Here is a 21,691-nt window from a genome sequence, read left to right as displayed (position 1 = left end):
ATAATGACAGTCAGACCTTTAGCTGTGCGTCTGAAAATTATTTATTTCCAATTTTTATTAACGGGCTAATTTACGAAATTTTTACCGATTTTTGCACTAGAATTTATCCACAAAATCTTAAAAATTCATAAAATATGAGCTTATTGAGTATAACTTTCCACTGCACGAAAAACAATATTGAAGAATGGGAAAATTATATTGACGAAACACTGGTCCAGATGGCGGAAAACCTGATGGATGTCAACAAATATATTCTTTCTGAAGTACACACGGATTATATAGACGAAGGTAAGAATTATAATCTTCTCTTAATCTTTGACAATGAAGACCTCAGAGAAGACTTTATTAAAAGTGAAATGCTGAATATTGCAGAAAGGGTCGAGAAAAAATTCGGAACCGAAGTGATGATCTTCAATACATTCCTGAATCCTAAGAAATCCAGATTTTAAATACAAATCAAAAGCCCTGAAAAAATCAGGGCTTTTTTATTTTTCTCAATCTCTGTGATGTTTTTTTCCTTTGTGTCTGTGGCCGCGGCCTCTGTCGTCATTGTCGTAGTAATACACTCTTTTTTTCACATGTCCCGGAGCATAGTATCTTGCGCTTCCTCCATACATTTTCTTGGCGTGTCCCGGTGGAACCCTTCTCACATGCTGATCATGCACTACACACGATGACATCATGAACAGGACCGTCACAACTCCCGTAATTTTAATCAAACTTTTCATTTTCTACTTTTTCAAATTTCAGTAGGGACATAACAAGGTTGATGCCAAAATTTAAAAAGAAGTTAGATAGTAGAGGTTAGAAGCTAGTTTTGGGATCTATTTCAAAATTTCACACTAATTTCTAATTTCTAGCTTCTCATATCTAATTAATTATTTCGCTTCTCTTTTCCATCAGAATAACATCTTTCCACTGTCCGTTCAGTTTTCCGATTTTTTTTCGTACACCTATGGTTCTGAAGCCGTTTTTCTGGTGAAATCTTATGGACGCTTCATTTTCAGGAAAGATGCTGGCCTGTAATGTCCAGAATCCGTGGCTTTCGCTATCGAGAATCATCTTTTTTAACAGAACCGACCCTAAACCTTTCCCCTGATAAGAATTCTCAAAATAAATGCTTACTTCAGCTACTCCTTTATAACATTCTCTTTTGCTTACTGGCTTCAATGCGCACCACCCTACTATTTCATTTGTTTCATTTTCCAGAACCCAACGGCAGTCGTTGAAATATTCAATATTCCAAGCTTCGGCCGTAGGAACTTCAGTTTCAAATGTAGCCATACCGCCTTCCAGTCCCTGTCTGAATATTTCCAGCACCCTTTTTTCGTCGCTGGGAAGCATTTCGCGTAATTCGTAATTCATACTATTTAATGGTATTTTCTTTTATTTCGTCTTTTTATTCTTGAATAATGCGTCTGCTTCTGCGTTTCGTCCTGAGAAACAACACTGATATTTCCGTCCACTTCAAGGATAGAGAGCTTTACATCCTGTATTCTTTCTACACCGTGTTCCCTTATCGCTTCTTCCAGTTCATCGCGGGTAATCTTTACCCTGTTCAACGCAGGCTGATCGATCACGCCATCCCTGATCAGGACCACAGGATCTTCTTCCATGAAGGTTTCAAATTTCCGGTTCGCAAACATGAGTCTTTTTAAAATAAAGTTGGCCGCAAAAAGAACGAGGGCTGCAATAAGACCTCCTTGCAGCGAAGTATCCGGTCCCACCATGGCATTCTGAACGGCATTGGAAATAAGAAGCAGCAATACAACATCCCCTGCATTAAGCTGAGAAAGTTGGTTTTTGCCAAAAAGACGGATCGCGATTACCATAAAAAGGTAAACACACAGAGAACGTACGACAACATCAAGAATAGGATTCACAAATCATGTTTTATACTCAAATGTATACATTTTTATGATTGGCTGCTCACTTTTTTTAACCAATTCAAGCAAAGAAATCAGAAAAACCGGCACAGGGTTTGAGACTTTAATGAAAAAATACACTATATGATCAAGCAATTATTTTTATACTTCAGCGGTATCCTGTTTCTGATAAGCTGCAAAAACAGTGAAAACCGCCCATCGGTATCGGCTGATACGGAAATTACCCAAAAGGCTAACCAGCTTTATACTGAATATGACGGTTCAAAAAAATCAATTTACGATCAGTCTTTTTCCGACAGTCTGTTTTCTCCGGAACTGAAAAAGACTCTGGAAGAAGCTATCCACGCATCAGAAGCTGATATTGAACGGGTGAAAAAAAGTGATCATCCTGATGAAAAACCATTATTGTTTGAAGGGGCAGTTTTATCAAGTCTTTATGAAGGATATACCGGATATAAAATAAAGTCAGTCAAAATAGATCCTTCACGAACTTCCGCAGATGTAGCTGTTGAGCTTGAATACACGCTTTCTCCACCTAAAATCAAGTGGACTGACCATGTAGAGTTGATCAATTCCGGTCAGGGCTGGAAAATTGATAACATCCGTTTTGACACTATCGGCAATGCTAAAGATTTGAAAACAAGCCTGAAAGAATTCATTAAAAATGCCACTCAGTAAAACCTCATCATAAAAAAAAGCTGCTCTGAGAGCAGCTTTACATTTTTTAAGGGCATTGAGCGATAGGAACTTCGCTGCATACTACTTTATTCATCCATTCGCAGAATACGCAGTATTTCTTTGGCTCTCCGCCGTACACAGATTTCAAATCGGTTTTTGTCAGTTTTTTTAAATTTTTCATATCGTTTTAATTTTATGTTTGGTGAATTTATAACGAATTTATCATCTTTTTATTACAGTTTAATATTTAAATTTTTCATTATTTATAGATCATTCAGAAATGTTTATGCTAAAACAAAAATAAATCTACCACCAGGGAAATACTGTTTAATATTTAATGCGTATCTTTCAATAAGCCAAAAACATACACCAAAACAATTAAAAATATGGAAATTATAACAGCAAAAGGAGCTCATGCAGGCCAACTGGATCCCATAAAAAAGACACAGATTTCTAACGGTCTTCTTTCCGGTCAGGACGATATGGGCAGTTACAACAAAGGAATATGTCATGATGTGGTAGCTTATGCTTTATACATGAGAGGCGCCGCGATATCTCCTTCTGAACTTGTACAATACTATGCACAGGGATGGCTTAATAAGTTCGATTATGCCGGAGGAGAAAAATGGAATGGATATTCTGTTATTCCCAAAGGAAAGGCCATCGGTTTTTACAGAGTAAGAGACAAGACCTGGTTTCACTCAGCGATTACTACCGGAAGCGGTTCTGAGATCAGATCTGTGAATGGATTCTCATTAGGAACAGCATGGTCGGTGCCTGTTGATATGAAATGGGTCCTGGGCAAGCGTAATTCTGATGGAACTTTTAATTACGACGGAACCAAAATAGAGGTTTACATCTCTCCATTGTAGGATCCCGCAATCCCATAAGATTTTCATTATTCAAAAAAAGTATAATGCTAAAACCTTTGAGTATTAAAGAGCGAACTCCTGTATGGATCGCTCTTTCTGATTTTTATCTGGATACGGAGCTTCAGGATTCCGATTTCCGATATATTGCAAAAACAATTCTGGAAAGCCCGTATACTTTTGAAGACGTGAAAACCATTAATACCTATGAGGTTTTTCCGGTTCTTCAGTCCAATCTGCTTCAGCCTGCAGGTGAATGGGCCTGCTTTAATGAAAAATGGCTGATTGAAGCTATTACATCTCATCTTGAAACCAAAAACAGATTTAAAAATTTGATGATCCGAATTAGTTATAAGAAATATGGGTGGATGCAGGAGGATTATTGGGTAAGGCTTGAAAGTATTTATAGTGAAATGAGAGGGAAATAAAAAAAAAGAATCTGCTTTCACAAATTCTTTTATATAATTAAATAGATATTTTCTTATTCCAGTTCTCTTTTCAAAAACTTCCCGGTTAAACTCTTCTTAGACTTTACAATCTCTTCAGGAGTTCCCTGAGCTACGATCTGTCCGCCGTGCTTTCCGCCTTCCGGTCCTACGTCGATGATATGGTCGGCTAATTTGATCACATCCATATTATGCTCGATGATAATGAATGAATTTCCAAGTTCTACCAGTTGATTGATGGCTTCCATCAGGATCTTTACATCTTCAAAGTGAAGTCCGGTGGTAGGTTCATCTAAAATATAAAGCGTATTTCCGGTCTGTCTTTTTGAAAGTTCCGTAGCAAGCTTGATACGCTGTGCCTCCCCTCCTGAAAGGGTTGTCGACTGCTGCCCAAGCGTAATGTACCCCAATCCTACATCCTGAAGTGTTTTCACCTTAGCAAAAATCTTAGGAATCGGCTGGAAGAAGTCTACGGCTTCATCAATCGTCATATCCAGGACATCGGAGATGGATTTTCCTTTATAACGCACTTCAAGAGTTTCTCTGTTGAAACGTTTTCCGTTGCACGTCTCACAGTGAACATAAACATCCGGAAGGAAATTCATTTCAATCACTTTCAATCCTCCACCCTGGCAGGTTTCGCATCTTCCGCCTTTTACGTTGAATGAGAATCTTCCCGGCTTGTATCCACGGATTTTACTTTCCGGAAGTTCCGCAAAAAGATTTCTGATATCTGTAAACATTCCCGTATATGTCGCAGGATTTGAACGCGGTGTTCTTCCGATCGGAGTCTGGTCTACATCTACAATTTTATCGATATGATCCAGTCCTTCTATCTTCTTATATGGAAGAGGTTCCTGAACAGCTCTGTAAAAATGTTTGTTAAGGATCGGGTATAAAGTTCCGTTGATCAGAGAAGATTTTCCGCTTCCTGAAATTCCCGTTACCACCACCAGTTTTCCTAATGGAATATCTAGCGTTACATTTTTAAGGTTATTTCCTGTAGCTCCCTTTAGCAGAATGCTTTTACCGTTTCCAGCTCTTCTTTCTGCGGGAACTTCAATTTTCCTTTTTCCGTTGATGTATTGTGCGGTGATTGTATCCGCCTTTAGCAGATCTTTCGGTTTTCCCTGCCACAATATTTCTCCTCCGAATTTTCCGGCTCTCGGACCGATATCCAATACCTCATCAGCTTCCAGGATCATATCTTTGTCGTGCTCTACAACGATCACGGAGTTTCCGATGTCTCTAAGGTTCTTTAATGAACTGATCAGTCTTTCATTATCTCTCTGGTGAAGTCCGATACTAGGTTCATCCAGAATATACAGAACATTCACAAGCTGTGACCCGATCTGTGTAGCAAGACGGATCCTTTGAGATTCGCCACCAGAAAGTGTTTTCGAGCTTCTGCTTAAACTCAGATAGTCCAAACCTACATCCAGCAGGAACTGAAGTCTTGTTTCGATTTCTTTTAAGATTTCGTAGGCGATGATTTTATTTTTCTCTGAGAACTTATCTTTAATGTCTGACAGCCATTCTTTTAAATCAGATAAGCTTAAAGCATTCACCTCAGCGATATTCATTCCGTCGATCTTAAAGCTTAAACTTGCCGGCTGAAGACGGGTTCCGCCACATTCCGGGCAGGTTTCTTCAGTGGTGAAGTGTCTTTCCAGCAGAACTGCTTCATAAGATTCTCTTTCGTCGATGATCTCTTCCATAAAAGTGATCAGACCATCGAAACTTATTTTTATTTTTTTAGTAATCCCTGCGTATTTCAGGTCTTTGTTAAATTCTTTGTGACATCCGTTGTAGATGTAATCCAGAGCCTCTTCAGGAATATCCTGCATGGGTGTCGCCATTCCCAGCCCGAAAATCTCAAGGATATTTTTAATCTGAGACAGGATCCATTTGTTGGATTTAATATCTTCCAATGGTAATAATCCTCCCTGATTAATAGAAAGTTTAGGGTTCTCAATAAAATAATCTGTATTAATTTTTTTAATGGTTCCCAATCCTTTACAGTCCGGACAGCTTCCTTTCGGAGAGTTGAAAGAGAATGTATTCGGTTCCGGAAGCGCTAATGAATGTCCTGTTTCAGCATCCATCAGGTTTTTCGAAAAGTATTCGATGTCTGTACTCCCCAGTTTCTGGATTCCGATGATCCCCTCGCCCATTTCCATAGCGGTGCGCAAGGATTTCTCCATTCTGGTTTCAGAAGCATTCTCCCCGATGATCCAACGGTCGATAACAATGTCGATATCGTGTGTTTTGTAACGGTCAAGTTTCAGATCGTATTCAATATCCTGAAGTTCACCGTCTATTCTTGCCTGGCCGTAGCCTTTCTTCGCCATCTGCACGAAAAGCTCATGGTAATGTCCCTTTCTGGAACGTACCACCGGGGCCATCAGCATTATTTTTTCACCTTTATAATTTTCCTTGATGGTATCAAGGATCTGGTCTTCCGTGTAGCTTACCAATCTTTTCCCTGTAGACAGAGAGTAAGCATCAGAAACTCTTGCATATAAAAGACGCAGGTAATCATAAAGCTCAGTAACGGTTCCTACCGTGGAACGTGGGTTTTTATTGGTTGTTTTCTGCTCTATGGCAATTACAGGAGAAAGTCCTTCGATCTTATCTACGTCAGGACGCTCCAGACCGCCTAAAAACTGGCGGGCATATGCTGAAAATGTTTCAATATAACGGCGCTGTCCTTCGGCAAAGATCGTATCAAAAGCCAAAGAAGATTTTCCGCTTCCGGAAAGTCCGGTAATCACTACCAGTTCGTTTCGCGGGATCTTAACATTAATATTTTTAAGGTTGTGTTCACGTGCTCCGTAAACTTCTATATATTCTGTTGATTTGCTCATAATTTGAAGTGACTCTGCCTGAAAATCACGATGTGCAAAATTACGGAATTTTATGGAATTGTATGAACCGGAAAGTTTTTATTAGAGTTTAATTTTAGTTAAATTTTTAAGTTAGAATATCTATCTCATTGAATGGCGTGTATAAGGGATATGCAGAGTGGTTATTTTGTTTGTTCGATTTCATTATCAAATGGTCTGCATTGCTTCATGATTATTTTTGAACTGATTGAACATATCTTCAATAATTTCTAAAAAACAGTTTTTTTAGCGGGTTAAGAAATAGGTTTGTTTGTAAGTCGTATTCCCTTCGGTAGCCGTATTGCTGAAAGTAAACTTGTTTTGGGTCAGTTCCAGAATTTGTTGTTCCTTTTGCCATAAAATCATCGTGTTGTTGGCCTTCACTTCATAAGAATATTCTTCTTCCCCTTCAGCATTTGTTTTTACTTTTCCGTTGGAAAAAAACTCAAAATAAATATTCTGTGGATCATTGTTGATGATTTCAGGAGGCTGGTTGCCTACTCTTGTCTCTTCTATAAATTTTACTAAATTCCAGTGACCCAGAATTTTTTGCTGCATCACCGTTATGGCATCATTTTCATCATCTTCGGAACTGCTTTTATGGCATCCGGAAGTACTTATTAAAGTTATTATTAACAAGATGAGTATGGGTAAGAATTTATTTGTTTTCATATGTATTTCTTTTATGGATTCCTAGTTATTTACTCAGGTTATAGGCTTGTTTCCTTGTATAATTGGCATTTACTTTTACAAACTGAAAAGCCAGTTTGTGCTGGGTAAGTTCTTTAATGGTAAAAGCATCATTCTCAATCTTAAGTGTGGTCTCGTTTTCGATACTGTAAGGCGCTATCTCCTCAGTATCTCCTCCTAAAACATAATAGATGTTTCCATCTGAACGAAAATCAAAGTAATCTCCTTCCACGCCATATTCCGTTGTAGTTTCAGTTGGCTCCGAAAGCACTGTGTTTTCGGTTACTACCGAAATGAATTTCCACTTACCCAGTATTCTTTCCTTTACGGGCGCTTCTGAAGGATCATTATCATCTTTGGAACAGCCTGCTGCAATAATGACTGATAGTATTGTAAGCAGGATTAATATTGCTTTTTTCATAATGTTAAGATTTAAAATAGATCATATCATTTCTATTACAAAGGTGCAGTCCGATTCATACATTTTCCAATAAAAAAGGATATACAAAACATCTACAACGACAGAAAAACAGTTTATAAAGCATATACTGCACTATTTTTCATCTATGATTCAGTATATTTCAGACCATAAAACATGTCCTTTATCAATGAACAAATTGTATTTTTGTTGTATTCAGTATTAAAATTAATAGACTGGAGGCTGAAAGGTAAAGACCTGGTGTTTTTTAACCTCAACAACTTCCCTATTCAGAATCCCTGACACATTATAATAGCATATTATGAAGTATCATATTAAGTTCATAATTATTCTGATCTTACTTTTCACCGGGCTTGATAAGGCCCGCTCACAGTCCATCATGGTTGATTCTTTGAAAAGTCTGCTTCGTACCCCCGAACTGAAACCTGAAAAAAGAGCAATGGCCCTTTCACATCTTGGCCGTAACCTTTACGAAACGGACATGCCGGCAGCTTTAAGTGCAGCCAACGAGGCATTAAAATTAGGACACAAGCTTCCTGACGGACAATACAGTGCTTTTGCTTTAGCTACCTTAACTTATCTGAACGTCCAGAGGGACAGTCTGATCCTTGCTCAAAAAAATATTGACAACGCTTTAATATATACCGAAAAATCTACCAACAAAGTAGTGAACGGCTATGTGTGGCTGAGAAAAGGATGGCTTGAATACACGGTAAACAATACGTCTAAAGCATCGGCCAGTCTGTTTAAATCTCTGCAACTGCTGGAGGGTCAGAAAGCATATGCTTATGAAAGTCTTGTCTATCATTATTTAGCGAGTATTTATGCCGATTTGAAAGATCCTGAAAAATTAAAGAAATACACCCGGCTTAGTCTGCAACGGGCTAACCAATCTCGGGATCCGGATATCATCTGCAATGCCTACCTTGCTATGGGGTCTTCATTTTTGCAAAGCTTCAGAAAAGATCCTTCACAAAAAAAGCTTCTGGATTCTGCCATTTACTACAATCAGCAGGTACTGCAGCTTTCCCAAGCACAGCCAAAGCGGATCGTTAACCATATCAATATAGCGGCAGCGGCTTTAAATATAGCCAATATGTATTGGGAGTTCTTTCCCAAAGAGTATAAAGATAGTGCCGAAAAATACATTAATCAGGCTTTGACCATTGCCCGGAAATTCAGACATGAAGAAGTGATCGCCAACTGTTATGGGATATTAAGCGAATATGCTATAGCGGACGGTAATTATGCAGAAGCAGAAAGGCTCTTCCTGGCCGGCTTCGCTGAAGTAGAAAGCAGTGCAGGCGGAAGTACCGCGGTGAAAGCTTCCATGATGAAAGGACTGGCCACTGTAGCAGAGAAAAGCGGTAACAAGATAAAAGCATTAGAATATTATAAAAAGTATATGCAGTATGAACAGGAATCGTACAATGCTGCAAAACTTTCTATAACCCAAAAACTTGAAGTGCAGTATGAAGCAGAAAAAAAGGAAAAAGAACTTGAAACCCTACAGGAACGGGCTACTTTTAACCGAAAACTTAATTTTATTTCTATCGGTCTGATCATAGCCGGTCTGCTGGCACTTGTATTTCTTTTCCGATCTTATCATTTCAGATTAAAATCATCTATCCAGCAACAGAAACTGCGAACTGAGGAAGCTGCCCGTTTAAAGGCTGAGCAGGAACTTTTGGAGGAAAGACAGGAGAAATTACAAAAAGAACTGCTGGCTGGCAACTTACAGGTGGAACAAAAAAACGAACTTTTGCAGACGATGCGGGACAAATTAGCCAATCCATCAGAAAACGGAATGTTTAAAAACCAAATGGAACGCATATTAAAAGAAGACCAACGGATGGATGAAGATTTTGAGCACGCAAAAGCCAGCCTGACAAATATACACCCGGAATTTTTTAACCGGTTACAGCAACAGGCAAACAATAAGCTTACCCGGCTGGATCTGAAGCATTGCACCTATATACTGATGGGATTTTCCAATAAAGAAATTGCTACCCGTCTGGGTGTAGATCCTAAAAGCATTATCATGGCCAGATACCGGATAAAACAAAAATTAAATCTGGAAAAAGAGGACAGTCTGGACCTTTTGATACAACAACTGAGCTGAATACATTAGACCGCGTTTAAATTATTTTTACAGATAAAAAGACAACAAAAAAGACTGACACCATGTATCAGTCTTTTTTCTATAAATTATATTCTAATCCTTATTTCACAAATGAATTGTATGAATTCAATACAGACTCATAAGAAGAATCAATCTGCTGGATATCACTGTCGGAAATTTTCCCGGTCCCTTTAGCATTACGGATCAGTTTTCTGTAGGTATCCAAAAAGCCTGAAGCCGTTTTATTGAAGCTTTCAAACTGTGATTTTTTATAAGAATACTGTGCATCTTTGACATTGAAATCTAATTTGGAATTCGCTTCTACTGTCTTCGCAAGTTCATCATACTTTTTCTGGGCTTCCGCTTCGTTGAACTTTCCTGAATACTGCTTGTCCAGAAGATCAATATTAGCATCCAGAGAATTCATTACACTCTTTGAAGAGATGATATACTCTTTCATCGGATGATCTTTCAGAATTACTTCTTCTGCAGCATCTGTTCCCGGCTTGATCTTGGCTACCACATTTTCTCCGGAAATAAATAAAGCCTGCGCCTCGGTTTCAATTTCTTTTGTGATGGCATCCGCTTTTGCACCCTTATCATCTTTATAGTCTTCAGAAGTCATATAAGATTTAAGCTCTTCAAACTTTTTCTCTATATTTTCCTTTTTGGTTTTATAGGCATTAAAGTCTGCTTCTATAGCTGCTTTGTCTTTTCCAAATCCTGACGGCACTTCTTTGATCTTTCCGAATGAATAATCCATCGAGCTGATCACAATAGGCATAATCATTACGTTCTCTCCTTTTGCTTTTGCAGCGGCGGCATCAGCATATTTAAGGATGCTTTCGATATGTCTGGATGTACTCTTATATGAATCTAAAAAGTTGTTGTTAAAATCAATGATGGCATTGGCATCATCCGCCCCTCCAAGATTCAAAACAGATTTACCCAGTTTACTGACGTCTTTTTTACAGCTGATGACACTCACCGATGTAAAGGTCAGCGCCATAGCAAGTACGATAATTTTTCTCATATTTTATAGTTTGTTTGGTTATATTTCTTCAAGGTCGATGTCTTCATTGCTTATCTTTACTACATATTCGATCCCGTCAATAGCTTTTGAAATGATCTGATTTCTGAGGATATTGGCCATATTTTCCCAGTAGGCTCTTCCGTAAAAGGAATAGTTCTGTGGAATAATCTCAACTTCAACGGTTCTTACAAAGCCTTCTTTAGGACGGTTACTGATCATGGTTCCTCTTCTTACCCTTACTTCCTTCACCTCATCTTTAAGGATCATTCTGCAGTAGTTTTTAACGTCTTCCAGGGAAATGATCTTGTCTCTTGTGGTTAAGGCATATTTATAAGCCTGAATACTGTCTGTCCCTTTCTGTTCTTCCGCACCTCCAATGGTTTCTGTAAGAAGCACCACGGTCTGCGATTTCAGTTGATTAGAAAGCTCAGTTCCCGGACGCATATGATTGGCCAGATTACAGTGTGTCACCCAGAAAGAAGCATACGTATGGTCTGTTTTCTCTACAGGTTCCATAATGACGTAATTAAGTTCCTGTCTGATATTTCTTTTGGCATTGTTCACCTTTTGTACCATCGTCTTCATTTTGTCAGACATTTCGCTCAGAACCCCTTTAACATTATCTCTGTTTAAAAGTGAAAATGCAGCGATCTCATCTCTGGTCAATTCCAGTACATTCGCGATCATATCTACAGCATTTCTGTTGGTAAAACGCTCCATGCCTCCTTTTCTTACCGTATACAGACCTTTTTTAAGATCATCTGCAGGGGTAAAAGGAATTTCTGTATATTTTCTTCCGTCTCCGTCCTGAACTTCATCTACATAAAGGAAATGCTCGCCTTCGTCTGTAACCAGAGGAATATTGTTACCCATGATATCCAGACTGTATTCCGTTTTCTTCCAGCCTCTGTTGTAGACCGGGAAAGCATTCATCACAAATGAGAAATTATCCAGGATCTCAGCAGAAAACTGCGGTGGGAATTCGAAAGTAAGCCACAGATAACGCTTGTCTCCGATCTGTTTCCTGATTTCCTCTTTTCCTTCCAGAAAATCCAGATTCTGCGGTAATTTTCCAGGCTCTGAGAAAAGACTGCTTGAAAGTCCGGTGATTTCTATGAATTTATGGCGGTAAATGCTTTTAATATCTTCAATGGCCTTATTTCGGATAGATTGTTCCCTGAACATCTGTTCATATCCTTCAGGCTGATTATTGCTCAGATAGCTAAGTCCCTCCCTTACAAATAAAGGATTCCCGTTGCTCGTCACCGTAATATAAGGAAGAAGTTTGTACACAAAATCCATATGCTCAAAAGCCGGGTTGGAGCAGAATACGCTTAAATATTTAGGGAAATTCTCGCTCACATATCTGCTGACATCCACTCCGATGGTAATTTTTCTGTAATCTTCAGGTTTTCCCTGAAATCTGGCTACGGGAATTTTATTAAGTCTGTCGTCTACGCTGTAGCAGGTATTTCCTACAAACATTACGGCAGTCTGTACTTTATTGATCCTTACATTTCCTACCGGTGTAAAAGGAATATTCAGCTGTTTGTCCGATTCTGATTTCACTGTGGAGGTCATTTGCTTACGGAAAAAGAATTCCGTATGTTCCAACAGCACTTCAGAAGAATCATAAGGCAGCGTAAAAGCCACCGCATGAGCTGGAATCGGATGGGTATAAATGGACGGTGTCAGAAGTTTGGCCAGTTTCTCGAGGATACGTGCGTTGACGGTCTGAATCTCGTTATTGGCTTTGAAGACTTCCGTACTGAATGCGTCTATCAGTAGTTTTACAAAAGGGTCCAGAGATTGCGGGCTTTTCAGTCCCCACACTTTGGTGGCGTTCTGAAGCATTCTTGCCTTTACAGATTCTTTGGAGTATATATTTTGATCTAAGTTCATAAATTTTTCTTACTGTTAAAAACATTTAGTCAATAGACATCGGACTTAAAAATAATTCTGTGGAAAAGCTGAAACGTTCTCCCGTTGCCTCCATTTTTGCATTGATGGCAATTCTTACTTTCTTTTTGATTTCTGTGTGTTCTTTGGTATCGTAGCTGTGTTCTACAAATTGAATGTGGGCATCAACCTGTGCCTGTACGATCCGGGGTTCATACTCCTGAATCTGCCTTCTCAGGCTTTTAATGAAAACGCTTTCCCATACTGCACTGGTAACCCCATTGTCGAATTCCAGGTTCCAGACGTCGTTTCCATAGTTGTCATCATATCTATTCTCGCCTTTTTTGGTGGTGATCAGCAGCATGATATTGTGCGCAATGCTTTCGCCCATGTCGCAGATATCAATGCTTCCGCCTTCAGTCATGAGTGTTGAAGGTACAAAAGGCATTCTGTAATTTGGTGTATCCATAGTCAGCTTCTTATTTTTTACTTCATGGTCTAGTTTACTTAAAAAGAGCTACCAAAATACACATTTTCATGAAATAAATCGGAAAATACCTCAAAAAATATCGCATACAATAAAGGCTTCCGGGTTTTTACGGAAGCCTTAAATAGGGTTAATACGGTTAAAATTTATGATTGATCTGCCGTCTTTTTTCTGTTAATGAAATAATAGACCGGAAGTCCCAGCAGAACCATTACAAATCCTGGCCATGTGTATTGCTGTTTGTAGATCAGAAGCAGTACACAAAAGCCTGTTCCTATCAGAAGATATATAATTGGAGTCACCGGATACAGCCATGTTTTGTATGGTCTTTCAAGATCCGGTTTTTTAAACCTTAAATAAATAACCCCGAAAACGGTAATCATATAGAATAAAACGATTACAAAAGAGATCATATCCAGCAGGTTTCCATACTGTCCGCTCAGGCATAATACCGAAGCCCAGATCCCCTGCATCCATAAAGCATTTTCAGGAACTTCATTTTGATTGTTTTTTTCTGCAGATTGAAAGAACATTCCGTCTTTGGCCATTGTTTGAAACACCCTTGCACCCGCAAGGATCAATCCGTTGTTACATCCGAATGTAGATACCATCACAAGAACGGCGATAATAATAGTCCCTGCACTTCCAAAAATATTCTGCGATGCAGCTACCGCTACCCTGTCATTGGTGGCAAATGCAATACCGTCCCTGTCCAAAGCATTTAAATAAACATAATTGACTGCTATATAAAGTATCATCACTGCGGAAGTTCCGTAGATCATCGATTTGACAATATTTCTCTTCGGATTTTCCACTTCTCCGGACACGAAAGTTACACTTTCCCACGCTACAGAACTGAAAACAGAACCTACCATTGCTGCTGCAATTCCTCCAAGCAGAGTCATTCCCCCGATAGGCTCCCAGCCTTCTTTAAGGAAATTACCGCTGATGTCTTTTTTAAGATTATTAAATGAATCCAAACCTAAACTGAAATTTTCAGCCATATGCGAAAAATCAACCAGTATGAATCCGGCAGCAATCAAACCTAATATGGCTATGATTTTTGAGCCGGTAAATACATTCTGAAGCAGTTTCCCACTCTGAACACCGCGTGTATTAATGTAAGTCAGTAAAAGGATAACGGCTATTGCCAGGATCTGTATCCAGGTGATTTTAAATTCTCCGCTCTGGAAAAGAGGCGCCGCATCATTCAATGAAGGAACGAGATAGGCTGTAAATTTACCAAAAGCCATGGCCACGGCTGCAATAGTTCCGGTCTGGATCACTGTAAACAATCCCCAACCATACAGGAATCCCATCTTTTTGCCGAAAATCTCCTTAAGATAAGTGTATTGTCCGCCCGCCTTCGGAAACAGGGCTGAAAGCTCTCCGTAGCTTATGGCTGCGGCTACTGTCATTACTCCGGTGATCACCCACACTACAATCAGCCAGTAACCTGATCCCAGATTCCGCATCATATCGGCACTTACAATAAAGATCCCACTTCCGATCATAGATCCCATTACCAGCATAATGGCATCCCAAAGTTTCAGTTTTTTTTGCATAGTCAAGTATAGGCGTCAAATATAAACAAATCTGTCTTTCGTTTTGAAATTTGTTTAAAATTTACTGCATCACCTGTTTTTTATCAACCTTTTATCAATTTAATATTCAATTTTAATTAGTACTTTTGAAAAAAATATTAAAAATGAAATTCAAGGCTATATTATTTGCAGCAGCTGTGAGTGTTTCCACTTTAGCATTTGCACAGGAGACTTCACAGAAAAAATTCGGACCACCGGAAGGTAATGCTATTGTAGGTGATACTTATGGATCTGGAGTTGTTTCGACGTCAGAGTCTAAAGCCATTACCGTAGATAAATTAAGCAAGAAGCTTAAAAAAGACAACAAAAAAGTGGAAGGCGTAGCAGTGAAAGGAAAAGTAACTGATGTATGCGAGAAAAAAGGATGCTGGCTAACAATCCAGACTGAAGATAATTCCCAGTTTTTCGTAAAAATGAAAGACTATGCGTTCTTTGTACCTACTGCTTTAAAAGGTAAAACGGTAGTCCTTGAAGGAACTGCAGAAAGAAAAGTAACTTCTATAGACGAGCAGAAACACTACGCTGAGGATGCTAAAAAACCTCAGGCTGAAATTGATGCGATCACGACTCCTAAAGAAGAGATCAGATTTGTAGCCAATGGAATCAAAGTAGTTAACTAAATTTCATTCAACCATACAATAACGTCCTCAGAAAATCATATTTCCTGAGGACGTTTTATTTTGTCTATCATAATTTAATCTAGTCTTCTATCCTAAATTCTGCCACAGCATCCAGTTTAGGATATTTGGTAGGCGCTACAAACTTCTTTCCGGTACAGTCTATCTCTACCCAGCCTTTTCTTTTTTTCACATCACCTACCTCCATTACAAAAGGCACAAAAGATATCTCATCCTTTCCTTCCTCTATTACCTCCCTGTACTGAACGGCCACATCCAGAATGCACTCATGATCCGTATTTAGTTTTACATTCCTGTAAATAATGTCGTAGTGCGTTTCCTGGTTCTCCGGAATTTCAAGGTATTTCTCCCATCCTTCAATATCGGAGTTCAATTCACTAATGGCTTTTAGAGCATAATATAAGGCCACCGTATAATATTTTCGCGTTCCTTTTCGTGGATAATCGTCTGTGAAATGCCCTCCTTCAAATAAAATCGTAGGCATTCCTGCTTTGATAAAATTATCTCCGGTAGAAGTCGGATAAAACTCATCAGAATATCTTCCGATCTGATTCGGGATTAATTCTTTTAAATGATCGTAAACTCTTCCAATAACTGCCATGCATTTTTTCCTGTTATCCGTCACCGCACGTTCTACATTTTCCGAAGGTGCCAGAAAAGAAAGTGTAGCAGGATGTATTCCGTCTGTGGTGAAGATCGTTCTCTGCTCATGCAGATTTAATGCATAATCGTAGGTATTTGAAGCAGCAGCTTTTTTAAGAAATTTAATCTCTGTACTGGACTCGTTGTGAAAGTCGCGGTTCAGATCAATATCTGCCGCATTCAGTCTCGTCCATTTTTCAGATCCGTCAGGGTTTAGCATAAAAATAAAATCCAGCCTGATCTTACTGAAAAGATCTTCCTTCATTTCCGGAGCCTTATCTAAAGTTTCTAAGAGATCCAGCATGGCGTGTGTCGCGTTGGATTCATTCCCATGCATTTGAGACCAGGCAAGAACTTTAATGGTTCCGGTTCCGATGCTTAACTGATAAATAGGTTTATCTAAATAGGATCTTCCGATCTCCTGAATGTAACCGCTGAGATTGGTCTGTAGGTAAGAAAATAATTTTTCAGGGGAAATATAGCGGTTTAAGAAATTAGGGTTTGGAAAATAGATCTGTTCAAAATTCATTATAAATAATTTACAAGAGTCAAATTTAATCATTTTTACACAAAAAATATTAGTTAACATTTGTAATTTCATCAAACATCGCCAACTGCCATTTTGTCTGTTGATAAAATTGTTAATTGAATATAAACTAAACGAATTATTTCAAACAGCTATAATTCAACACTTTACAAAGTTCATATCAATCATATTTTCAACATTGCTTTAAGTACAGAAAAGCCTGTTAATCAGTAAATAGGCATAATATAATTAAACGCGATGAATGTGGAAAACTTAGTCATTTACACTTGTATACAAATGTAAATTTATATTTTTTTACATTTATCCCTGAAATTCACTATAAATTTAGCTATACCATTTGCTCTCCTGCTGTCATTAGTAAATAAGGAAATAACTGTAGACCGATTTTAAACGAATCTATCAGCAAAACACTTATAATTAGTTACTTATGATATAAATTTACGTTTGTATACAACAAAAATCAGTCTTTTATGGCTTAGAAACCCTTCTTTAGTATTAATTTCCAGTAATGAGTAGTTTACATCTTAAAATATAATTAATCAGTCATTTACCATCTAATTATTGGGTAATTAAGAATTATTGGAATTATATCAAAGCGGAATATTTAAAAGTGATTAATCTGGGAATTTATCAGCTTAAAAATTGTGTTTACTTTGTTAAATAGGTACATAGAATGAAATAGAGCAGTATAAATAGCTATATTTAAGGGTGTTATATTAGTTTACATCTGTATATTCATAGATTTCATCTCAATTTACTTTTGTGATTTGTTTATGTATATTTTATTATTTACATTTGTAACACAATTGACAACTTATTTTTATGAGTTTAAACGAAAGAATTTCCAAAGTTATTGAGTATTCCAATCTCAGCCCTTCCGAGTTTGCAGATGAAATTGATGTGCAGCGTTCTTCCATTTCCCATATTACTTCAGGAAGAAACAAGCCGTCTCTTGAATTCATCATTAAGATTAAATCCAGTTTTCCGGAGATTCTCTGGGACTGGTTGGTAACCGGTGAAGGTGAAATGCTGAAATCCGAATTACCGGAAGTGGAATTAACCACTGAAGAAAAAATTGAGGATAGCAAAGGAAAACCTACTCCGCTTCCCGATCTTTTTACCATGATGAAGGATGATGAAGATTTTGGAGCTGAAGAGGAAATTGAGGCAGTCAAAGAGAGCCCGCGAGAATCGTTTATACCGCCCCCATATAGGAATCAGGAAAATATATCGGATTCTCAGCGATTAGAAAATTCCAATGAACAAATCATTAATCAAGTTATTGGAAATCAATCAAATAAGATAAAACGTATTGTTCTGTTCTATGAAAATGGGAAATTTGAGAGTTTTGAGCCATAAAAAACCTGGCCAAGGAAAATGGCCAGGATAAAAAATATTTGAAGAAGAAAACTAAAGCTATTGCTTTAATAGTTTTGTAATTTTTGTAAGTCCACCTTCATTCTTTATTTTCAGAATGTAGTTTCCTTTAGGTAGATCTGAAACACTGTATTCTTCCGAGCCCTGCAATGTTCTTACCAGCTTTCCGGAAGCATCTATAATTTCTACACTGCTTATCTTAAGCTTTTCAGGATTATTAATTCTGAAATTGTCTTTTGCTGGATTAGGATACACCTGAACTCTGTTGTCATACTGCATCGTTTCCTGTGTACCCAGTGTAGTTGCAGTAAATGTAATAACGAATGGCATGTCCAAAGGAACATCAGGAGCTGCTGCAGGGTTTCCGGTATCTGTGATAGGCGCCCAGGTGCTCAAAACAGCATCAAACTGTTTAGCATTAAATGTGGGAAGTCCTCTGCTTCCTACAATCGTAACAGGCGGTAAAAAGCCCCCGCTCGCAGTCACTACATTTTGCAGCTGATATTTTACCCAATAGGTTCCCGCCCCTAAAGTCTTAGGAGTGCTTGCTGTAACTTTCCATATCTTTCTTGCAGTATTAGGTACTGCAGCAACCGGCACCGAAGTATTTCCTGTTCTGTACATATTAGCATCTACTGCAGCACTGAATCTGTTGGTCGTATCATCTCCATATACACTTACAGCACCTGCTACAGAAGGGTCTGAGCTGAATATATTCACCCTCACCGTATTAAAAGGAGCAGTAGTACCCGCATAGTTGGTTTGATAGGCAAAAAAATCAATGGTAGTGATCTGCCATGAAGATCCTACCGGAACTGTAAAGTCGTCGGCAATAAAAAAGCTTGCTGCCGCTGAGCTGAAAGTTCCTCCCAATCCCAAACTGGTATTGGATTCTGTAGTATTTCCTGTATTATTCTGAAGTTCAGACCATGTATATCCGGCAGGTGCCGCAGTCCCGCCACTAGAAGTTGCGCCCGTACTTAAACCACCATTGCTGAAGGTTTGTCCGAAGGTAAAGTTAGTTGCTATAAAAGCAACAACGAGTAATGTTTTTTTCATGTATTAGTTTTTTTATGGTTTACTCAAATGTAGGAAATTACAATCAAATAAACAATAAAAAGTTAATAATTTTAAATCATACACAATATAAAGTGAATTTTATAAAATTATTATTAATAGAGTCAAACTATTGAAATCGACAGTAAGCTTTACTTTTTCATATAAAACATATTCAATAAAAAAGACCTGCATTCTTGCAGGTCTGATATATTAAATGGAATATTTACTATTTTCTTCTTCTTTCAAGCTCTTTCTTAATAAGCCCAAGTTCTCTGCCCGTCTGACCTGCCACAGAAGTGTTTTCTCTCGCTCTCCTTGTAAGATAAGGCACAACATCCTTTACAGGTCCGTATGGCAGATATTTAGCCACATTGTAGCCCTTATCCGACAAATAGAAAGAAATATTATCACTCATCCCATAAAGCTGCCCAAAATAGATATGTGTATTACCATTCTCAAGAGACTTAGCCTTCATTTTATCCATAATCAGTTCTGACGAAATCTCATTATGCGTCCCGAAAAATGATGATACTTTATCCAGATGATTCATAACGAAATCAATTCCGGCGTTATAGTTTTTGTCTGAAGCTTCCTTAGTCGGCTGGATCGGATCTGCATAGCCTTTTTCAGCAGCTCGTGCTCTTTCCTTCTCCATATAAGCTCCACGTACAATCTTATACCCGATGAAGTAATTTTTTTCTCTGGCTCTCTGAAGATTTTCCTCCATGTATTCCAGTCTTCCCGTTCTGTACATCTGGATGGTATTCCAAACAATTGGTTTTTCCTGATTGTATTTTTCCATCATCTCTTCACAAAGATGATCCGCCGCATCCTGCATCCAGGTTTCTTCAGCATCTACCATTACTTTCTTGTCGTGTTCATGGCACAGACTGCATATTTCATCAAATCTCTTGACCACTCTGGCCCATTCCTCTTTCTGGCTTGATGTAAGCTCAGCACCGTTTCCAACTGCTTCATACAGATCAATTCTTCCGAAAGCTGTCGGCTTAAATACGATAAAAGGAATAGCCGGATTTCCTACTGAAAACCGGATGATATCCTTGATCTCTTTGCACACCGCATCAAAAGTTTCTTCATCTTCCTTCCCTTCAATAGAATAATCGAAAATACTTCCCACTCCTCTCTTGAAAAGCTGTTTCACCACCTTCATACTTTCTTCACGGGTTTCACCTCCGCAGAACTGTTCAAACAAAGTGCTTTTCACAATTCCGGTCACGAAAGGAAAATTATTGTGTACCGTAAAATTAAGGACAGAAGTTCCAAGGCTGGTAAGAGCAGGCTGTTCAATCATCTTAAACATCCAGTACGCCTTTCTCAATTGTGCATCAGACTTGTCTGCAAATGCAACTTTAGTATCGTTAAAAATGGGCATTCCTTTTTATTAAATTTAGTTTTGCAAAGGTAATAATAACCTCAGTTTATTTAAAGAAAATTTTCTATAATTTGCTCTCAATTCCATTCAGCAGCATCGCAATAATCCCTACGAAAACCCAAAACCTTAATATGTTGAGTGTGAAGAATTTACTTTTTCTGGATGAATTCAATAGCAGGTAAATGCAAAGGATCATGACAAACAGCCCTCCAGTAAAATAGTAAGCCATAAAACCTGAAATACCGGTTTTAGCAATAAGCTTCATAGAGACAGCCATGGTAATGGCCAGTAAAGAAATAATGATGATCTGTGTATTTCTGCTTTTAAAATAGTTCGGAATTGTTATATAGCCAAATGCTTTGTCAACACTCTTAGTCAGCATATCCTTGACAATATCAATGCATAAAAGAATCAGAAACAGAAAAATAGCCATCAGCACTACCTTTCTGGAAAAGGTTTCGTAATAGACCATCATTCCGAAAAAAGGATACAGTGTCAGGCTTACAAAAGTGAGATTATTGATGATTAAAATTCTGCTCAGTTTATGGCTGTAAAACCACATAAAAAACTGATAGACAAGAAAAAAAGCGAAAACCTTATGGGAAATCATCCAAGCTACGCCAAGAGAAATAACCGTTAATGCAAGATAAGCATATAAAAAATATTTCTGTTTGATAAAGCTTTGAATCCTGGTCCGGAAAGGTTTTACCACATGGTCTTTTTCCAGATCATAAAACTGATTGATAATGCCGCCCGCCAGAATGGTGATCACCGTACAGAAAATGATGCCGTGAACTTTAAAATCGAAGACAAATTTTCTAAAGGTTTCATCCTGATTAAACAGGAAAAAAGTAGATACATACAGCGCAAAAGTCAGCAGCACTGCTACAAAAAAACGTGCGCCGATCAGAAAGCCCACGAATTGTGAAAATCTGTAAAATATAGATTTAGAGATATAGTTTTTAGATAGGAAAGTTTCTTTTTCAGAATTCATTCC

22 protein-coding genes are annotated in these 21,691 nt (G+C 38.2%); 7 read left to right on the top strand and 15 right to left on the bottom strand.

From position 1 onward, the window contains the following. Positions 1 to 134 precede the first annotated feature (134 nt). The gene (locus LC419_RS12915) at positions 135 to 449 is read left to right on the top strand and encodes a DUF4286 family protein (RefSeq protein WP_034725437.1); all 315 of its coding nucleotides are present in this window, start codon (positions 135 to 137) and stop codon (positions 447 to 449) included. 45 nt (positions 450 to 494) lie between these two features. Here the strand turns inward: LC419_RS12915 and LC419_RS12910 are convergent, their stop codons facing one another. From LC419_RS12910 to LC419_RS12900, 3 genes are all read right to left on the bottom strand, one after another. Further along, entirely contained in the window at positions 495 to 728 is a 234-nt protein-coding gene (locus LC419_RS12910; protein WP_223607744.1) for a hypothetical protein, read from the bottom strand. 142 nt (positions 729 to 870) lie between these two features. After that, positions 871 to 1,365: a GNAT family N-acetyltransferase gene (locus tag LC419_RS12905; RefSeq protein WP_223607743.1), complete on the bottom strand. Its 495-nt coding sequence runs from the start codon at positions 1,363 to 1,365 to the stop codon at positions 871 to 873. A 5-nt stretch (positions 1,366 to 1,370) separates the two neighbouring features. After that, on the bottom strand, positions 1,371 to 1,883 hold the full coding sequence (locus LC419_RS12900) for a YetF domain-containing protein (protein WP_223607742.1): 513 nt from the start codon (positions 1,881 to 1,883) through the stop codon (positions 1,371 to 1,373). 126 nt (positions 1,884 to 2,009) lie between these two features. Between LC419_RS12900 and LC419_RS12895 the strand changes: the two genes are divergently transcribed. Next, positions 2,010 to 2,564: a DUF3828 domain-containing protein gene (locus LC419_RS12895; protein ID WP_223607741.1), complete on the top strand. Its 555-nt coding sequence runs from the start codon at positions 2,010 to 2,012 to the stop codon at positions 2,562 to 2,564. Positions 2,565 to 2,610: 46 nt separating this feature from the next. Here LC419_RS12895 and LC419_RS12890 read toward each other — a convergent pair whose 3' ends face one another. Then, the gene (locus tag LC419_RS12890) at positions 2,611 to 2,745 is read right to left on the bottom strand and encodes a bacteriocin (protein WP_034725432.1); all 135 of its coding nucleotides are present in this window, start codon (positions 2,743 to 2,745) and stop codon (positions 2,611 to 2,613) included. A gap of 205 nt (positions 2,746 to 2,950) precedes the next feature. Between LC419_RS12890 and LC419_RS12885 the strand changes: the two genes are divergently transcribed. After that, positions 2,951 to 3,436, top strand: a complete 486-nt coding sequence (locus tag LC419_RS12885) for a hypothetical protein (protein ID WP_223607740.1) — start codon at positions 2,951 to 2,953, stop codon at positions 3,434 to 3,436. Between the two features lie 44 nt (positions 3,437 to 3,480). Next, positions 3,481 to 3,861 (top strand): hypothetical protein, encoded by a 381-nt coding sequence (locus tag LC419_RS12880; RefSeq protein ID WP_223607739.1) that lies wholly within the window; start codon positions 3,481 to 3,483, stop codon positions 3,859 to 3,861. 53 nt (positions 3,862 to 3,914) lie between these two features. On the opposite strand, the gene uvrA is transcribed toward LC419_RS12880, so the two are convergent. The 3 genes from uvrA to LC419_RS12865 all read right to left on the bottom strand — a co-directional run bounded on the left by uvrA (position 3,915) and on the right by LC419_RS12865 (position 7,875). Further along, the gene (uvrA, locus tag LC419_RS12875; protein WP_223607738.1) at positions 3,915 to 6,746 is read right to left on the bottom strand and encodes an excinuclease ABC subunit UvrA; all 2,832 of its coding nucleotides are present in this window, start codon (positions 6,744 to 6,746) and stop codon (positions 3,915 to 3,917) included. A gap of 264 nt (positions 6,747 to 7,010) precedes the next feature. After that, a complete protein-coding gene (locus LC419_RS12870; protein ID WP_223607737.1) occupies positions 7,011 to 7,436 on the bottom strand; it encodes a hypothetical protein in 426 nt (141 codons plus the stop codon). A 25-nt stretch (positions 7,437 to 7,461) separates the two neighbouring features. Next, positions 7,462 to 7,875: a hypothetical protein gene (locus LC419_RS12865; protein WP_223607736.1), complete on the bottom strand. Its 414-nt coding sequence runs from the start codon at positions 7,873 to 7,875 to the stop codon at positions 7,462 to 7,464. A 319-nt stretch (positions 7,876 to 8,194) separates the two neighbouring features. On the opposite strand from LC419_RS12865, the gene LC419_RS12860 reads away from it, so the two are divergent. After that, positions 8,195 to 10,015, top strand: coding sequence for a hypothetical protein (locus tag LC419_RS12860; RefSeq protein ID WP_223607735.1), 1,821 nt, complete (start codon positions 8,195 to 8,197; stop codon positions 10,013 to 10,015). Between the two features lie 100 nt (positions 10,016 to 10,115). On the opposite strand, the gene LC419_RS12855 is transcribed toward LC419_RS12860, so the two are convergent. The 4 genes from LC419_RS12855 to LC419_RS12840 all read right to left on the bottom strand — a co-directional run bounded on the left by LC419_RS12855 (position 10,116) and on the right by LC419_RS12840 (position 14,999). Continuing rightward, on the bottom strand, positions 10,116 to 11,048 hold the full coding sequence (locus LC419_RS12855; protein WP_223607734.1) for a YiiG family protein: 933 nt from the start codon (positions 11,046 to 11,048) through the stop codon (positions 10,116 to 10,118). An 18-nt stretch (positions 11,049 to 11,066) separates the two neighbouring features. Next, positions 11,067 to 12,950, bottom strand: a complete 1,884-nt coding sequence (locus LC419_RS12850; RefSeq protein WP_223607733.1) for a type VI secretion system baseplate subunit TssF — start codon at positions 12,948 to 12,950, stop codon at positions 11,067 to 11,069. 25 nt (positions 12,951 to 12,975) lie between these two features. Then, complete coding sequence (locus LC419_RS12845) at positions 12,976 to 13,416, bottom strand: GPW/gp25 family protein (protein ID WP_034725422.1); 441 nt, start codon at positions 13,414 to 13,416, stop codon at positions 12,976 to 12,978. 164 nt (positions 13,417 to 13,580) lie between these two features. Beyond that, positions 13,581 to 14,999 carry an APC family permease gene (locus LC419_RS12840; protein WP_223607732.1) on the bottom strand — a complete coding sequence of 473 codons (1,419 nt, stop codon included), beginning with the start codon at positions 14,997 to 14,999 and terminating at the stop codon, positions 13,581 to 13,583. 143 nt (positions 15,000 to 15,142) lie between these two features. Here LC419_RS12840 and LC419_RS12835 point away from each other — a divergent pair, with 143 nt between their 5' ends. Continuing rightward, positions 15,143 to 15,658, top strand: a complete 516-nt coding sequence (locus tag LC419_RS12835; RefSeq protein ID WP_223607731.1) for a DUF4920 domain-containing protein — start codon at positions 15,143 to 15,145, stop codon at positions 15,656 to 15,658. A gap of 79 nt (positions 15,659 to 15,737) precedes the next feature. Here the strand turns inward: LC419_RS12835 and LC419_RS12830 are convergent, their stop codons facing one another. Beyond that, positions 15,738 to 16,847, bottom strand: coding sequence for a M14 family zinc carboxypeptidase (locus LC419_RS12830; protein ID WP_223607730.1), 1,110 nt, complete (start codon positions 16,845 to 16,847; stop codon positions 15,738 to 15,740). A gap of 840 nt (positions 16,848 to 17,687) precedes the next feature. On the opposite strand from LC419_RS12830, the gene LC419_RS12825 reads away from it, so the two are divergent. After that, on the top strand, positions 17,688 to 18,224 hold the full coding sequence (locus tag LC419_RS12825; protein WP_223607729.1) for a helix-turn-helix transcriptional regulator: 537 nt from the start codon (positions 17,688 to 17,690) through the stop codon (positions 18,222 to 18,224). Positions 18,225 to 18,281: 57 nt separating this feature from the next. On the opposite strand, the gene LC419_RS12820 is transcribed toward LC419_RS12825, so the two are convergent. From LC419_RS12820 to LC419_RS12810, 3 genes are all read right to left on the bottom strand, one after another. Next, on the bottom strand, positions 18,282 to 19,301 hold the full coding sequence (locus tag LC419_RS12820) for a T9SS type A sorting domain-containing protein (RefSeq protein WP_223607728.1): 1,020 nt from the start codon (positions 19,299 to 19,301) through the stop codon (positions 18,282 to 18,284). A 226-nt stretch (positions 19,302 to 19,527) separates the two neighbouring features. After that, complete coding sequence (locus LC419_RS12815; protein ID WP_223607727.1) at positions 19,528 to 20,694, bottom strand: proline dehydrogenase family protein; 1,167 nt, start codon at positions 20,692 to 20,694, stop codon at positions 19,528 to 19,530. A 64-nt stretch (positions 20,695 to 20,758) separates the two neighbouring features. Then, on the bottom strand, positions 20,759 to 21,688 hold the full coding sequence (locus LC419_RS12810; protein ID WP_223607726.1) for a UbiA family prenyltransferase: 930 nt from the start codon (positions 21,686 to 21,688) through the stop codon (positions 20,759 to 20,761). Between the last annotated feature and the right edge of the window lie 3 nt (positions 21,689 to 21,691).

The organism is Chryseobacterium sp. OSA05B (assembly GCF_019970065.1).
Classification (GTDB): domain Bacteria; phylum Bacteroidota; class Bacteroidia; order Flavobacteriales; family Weeksellaceae; genus Chryseobacterium.
The sequence above is the reverse complement of the archived record's forward strand: the minus strand, read 5'-3'. Positions and strand labels throughout refer to the sequence as shown.

Bases quoted from the DNA above. Each gene is read 5' to 3' on its own strand.
- LC419_RS12915 (WP_034725437.1), top strand. From the start codon at position 135: ATGAGCTTATTGAGTATAACTTTCCACTGCACGAAAAACAATATTGAA.
- LC419_RS12910 (WP_223607744.1), bottom strand. From the start codon at position 728: ATGAAAAGTTTGATTAAAATTACGGGAGTTGTGACGGTCCTGTTCATG.
- LC419_RS12905 (WP_223607743.1), bottom strand. From the start codon at position 1,365: ATGAATTACGAATTACGCGAAATGCTTCCCAGCGACGAAAAAAGGGTG.
- LC419_RS12895 (WP_223607741.1), top strand. From the start codon at position 2,010: ATGATCAAGCAATTATTTTTATACTTCAGCGGTATCCTGTTTCTGATA.
- LC419_RS12890 (WP_034725432.1), bottom strand. From the start codon at position 2,745: ATGAAAAATTTAAAAAAACTGACAAAAACCGATTTGAAATCTGTGTAC.
- LC419_RS12885 (WP_223607740.1), top strand. From the start codon at position 2,951: ATGGAAATTATAACAGCAAAAGGAGCTCATGCAGGCCAACTGGATCCC.
- LC419_RS12880 (WP_223607739.1), top strand. From the start codon at position 3,481: ATGCTAAAACCTTTGAGTATTAAAGAGCGAACTCCTGTATGGATCGCT.
- uvrA (WP_223607738.1), bottom strand. From the start codon at position 6,746: ATGAGCAAATCAACAGAATATATAGAAGTTTACGGAGCACGTGAACAC.
- LC419_RS12870 (WP_223607737.1), bottom strand. From the start codon at position 7,436: ATGAAAACAAATAAATTCTTACCCATACTCATCTTGTTAATAATAACT.
- LC419_RS12865 (WP_223607736.1), bottom strand. From the start codon at position 7,875: ATGAAAAAAGCAATATTAATCCTGCTTACAATACTATCAGTCATTATT.
- LC419_RS12860 (WP_223607735.1), top strand. From the start codon at position 8,195: ATGAAGTATCATATTAAGTTCATAATTATTCTGATCTTACTTTTCACC.
- LC419_RS12855 (WP_223607734.1), bottom strand. From the start codon at position 11,048: ATGAGAAAAATTATCGTACTTGCTATGGCGCTGACCTTTACATCGGTG.
- LC419_RS12850 (WP_223607733.1), bottom strand. From the start codon at position 12,950: ATGAACTTAGATCAAAATATATACTCCAAAGAATCTGTAAAGGCAAGA.
- LC419_RS12845 (WP_034725422.1), bottom strand. From the start codon at position 13,416: ATGGATACACCAAATTACAGAATGCCTTTTGTACCTTCAACACTCATG.
- LC419_RS12840 (WP_223607732.1), bottom strand. From the start codon at position 14,999: ATGCAAAAAAAACTGAAACTTTGGGATGCCATTATGCTGGTAATGGGA.
- LC419_RS12835 (WP_223607731.1), top strand. From the start codon at position 15,143: ATGAAATTCAAGGCTATATTATTTGCAGCAGCTGTGAGTGTTTCCACT.
- LC419_RS12830 (WP_223607730.1), bottom strand. From the start codon at position 16,847: ATGAATTTTGAACAGATCTATTTTCCAAACCCTAATTTCTTAAACCGC.
- LC419_RS12825 (WP_223607729.1), top strand. From the start codon at position 17,688: ATGAGTTTAAACGAAAGAATTTCCAAAGTTATTGAGTATTCCAATCTC.
- LC419_RS12820 (WP_223607728.1), bottom strand. From the start codon at position 19,301: ATGAAAAAAACATTACTCGTTGTTGCTTTTATAGCAACTAACTTTACC.
- LC419_RS12815 (WP_223607727.1), bottom strand. From the start codon at position 20,694: ATGCCCATTTTTAACGATACTAAAGTTGCATTTGCAGACAAGTCTGAT.
- LC419_RS12810 (WP_223607726.1), bottom strand. From the start codon at position 21,688: ATGAATTCTGAAAAAGAAACTTTCCTATCTAAAAACTATATCTCTAAA.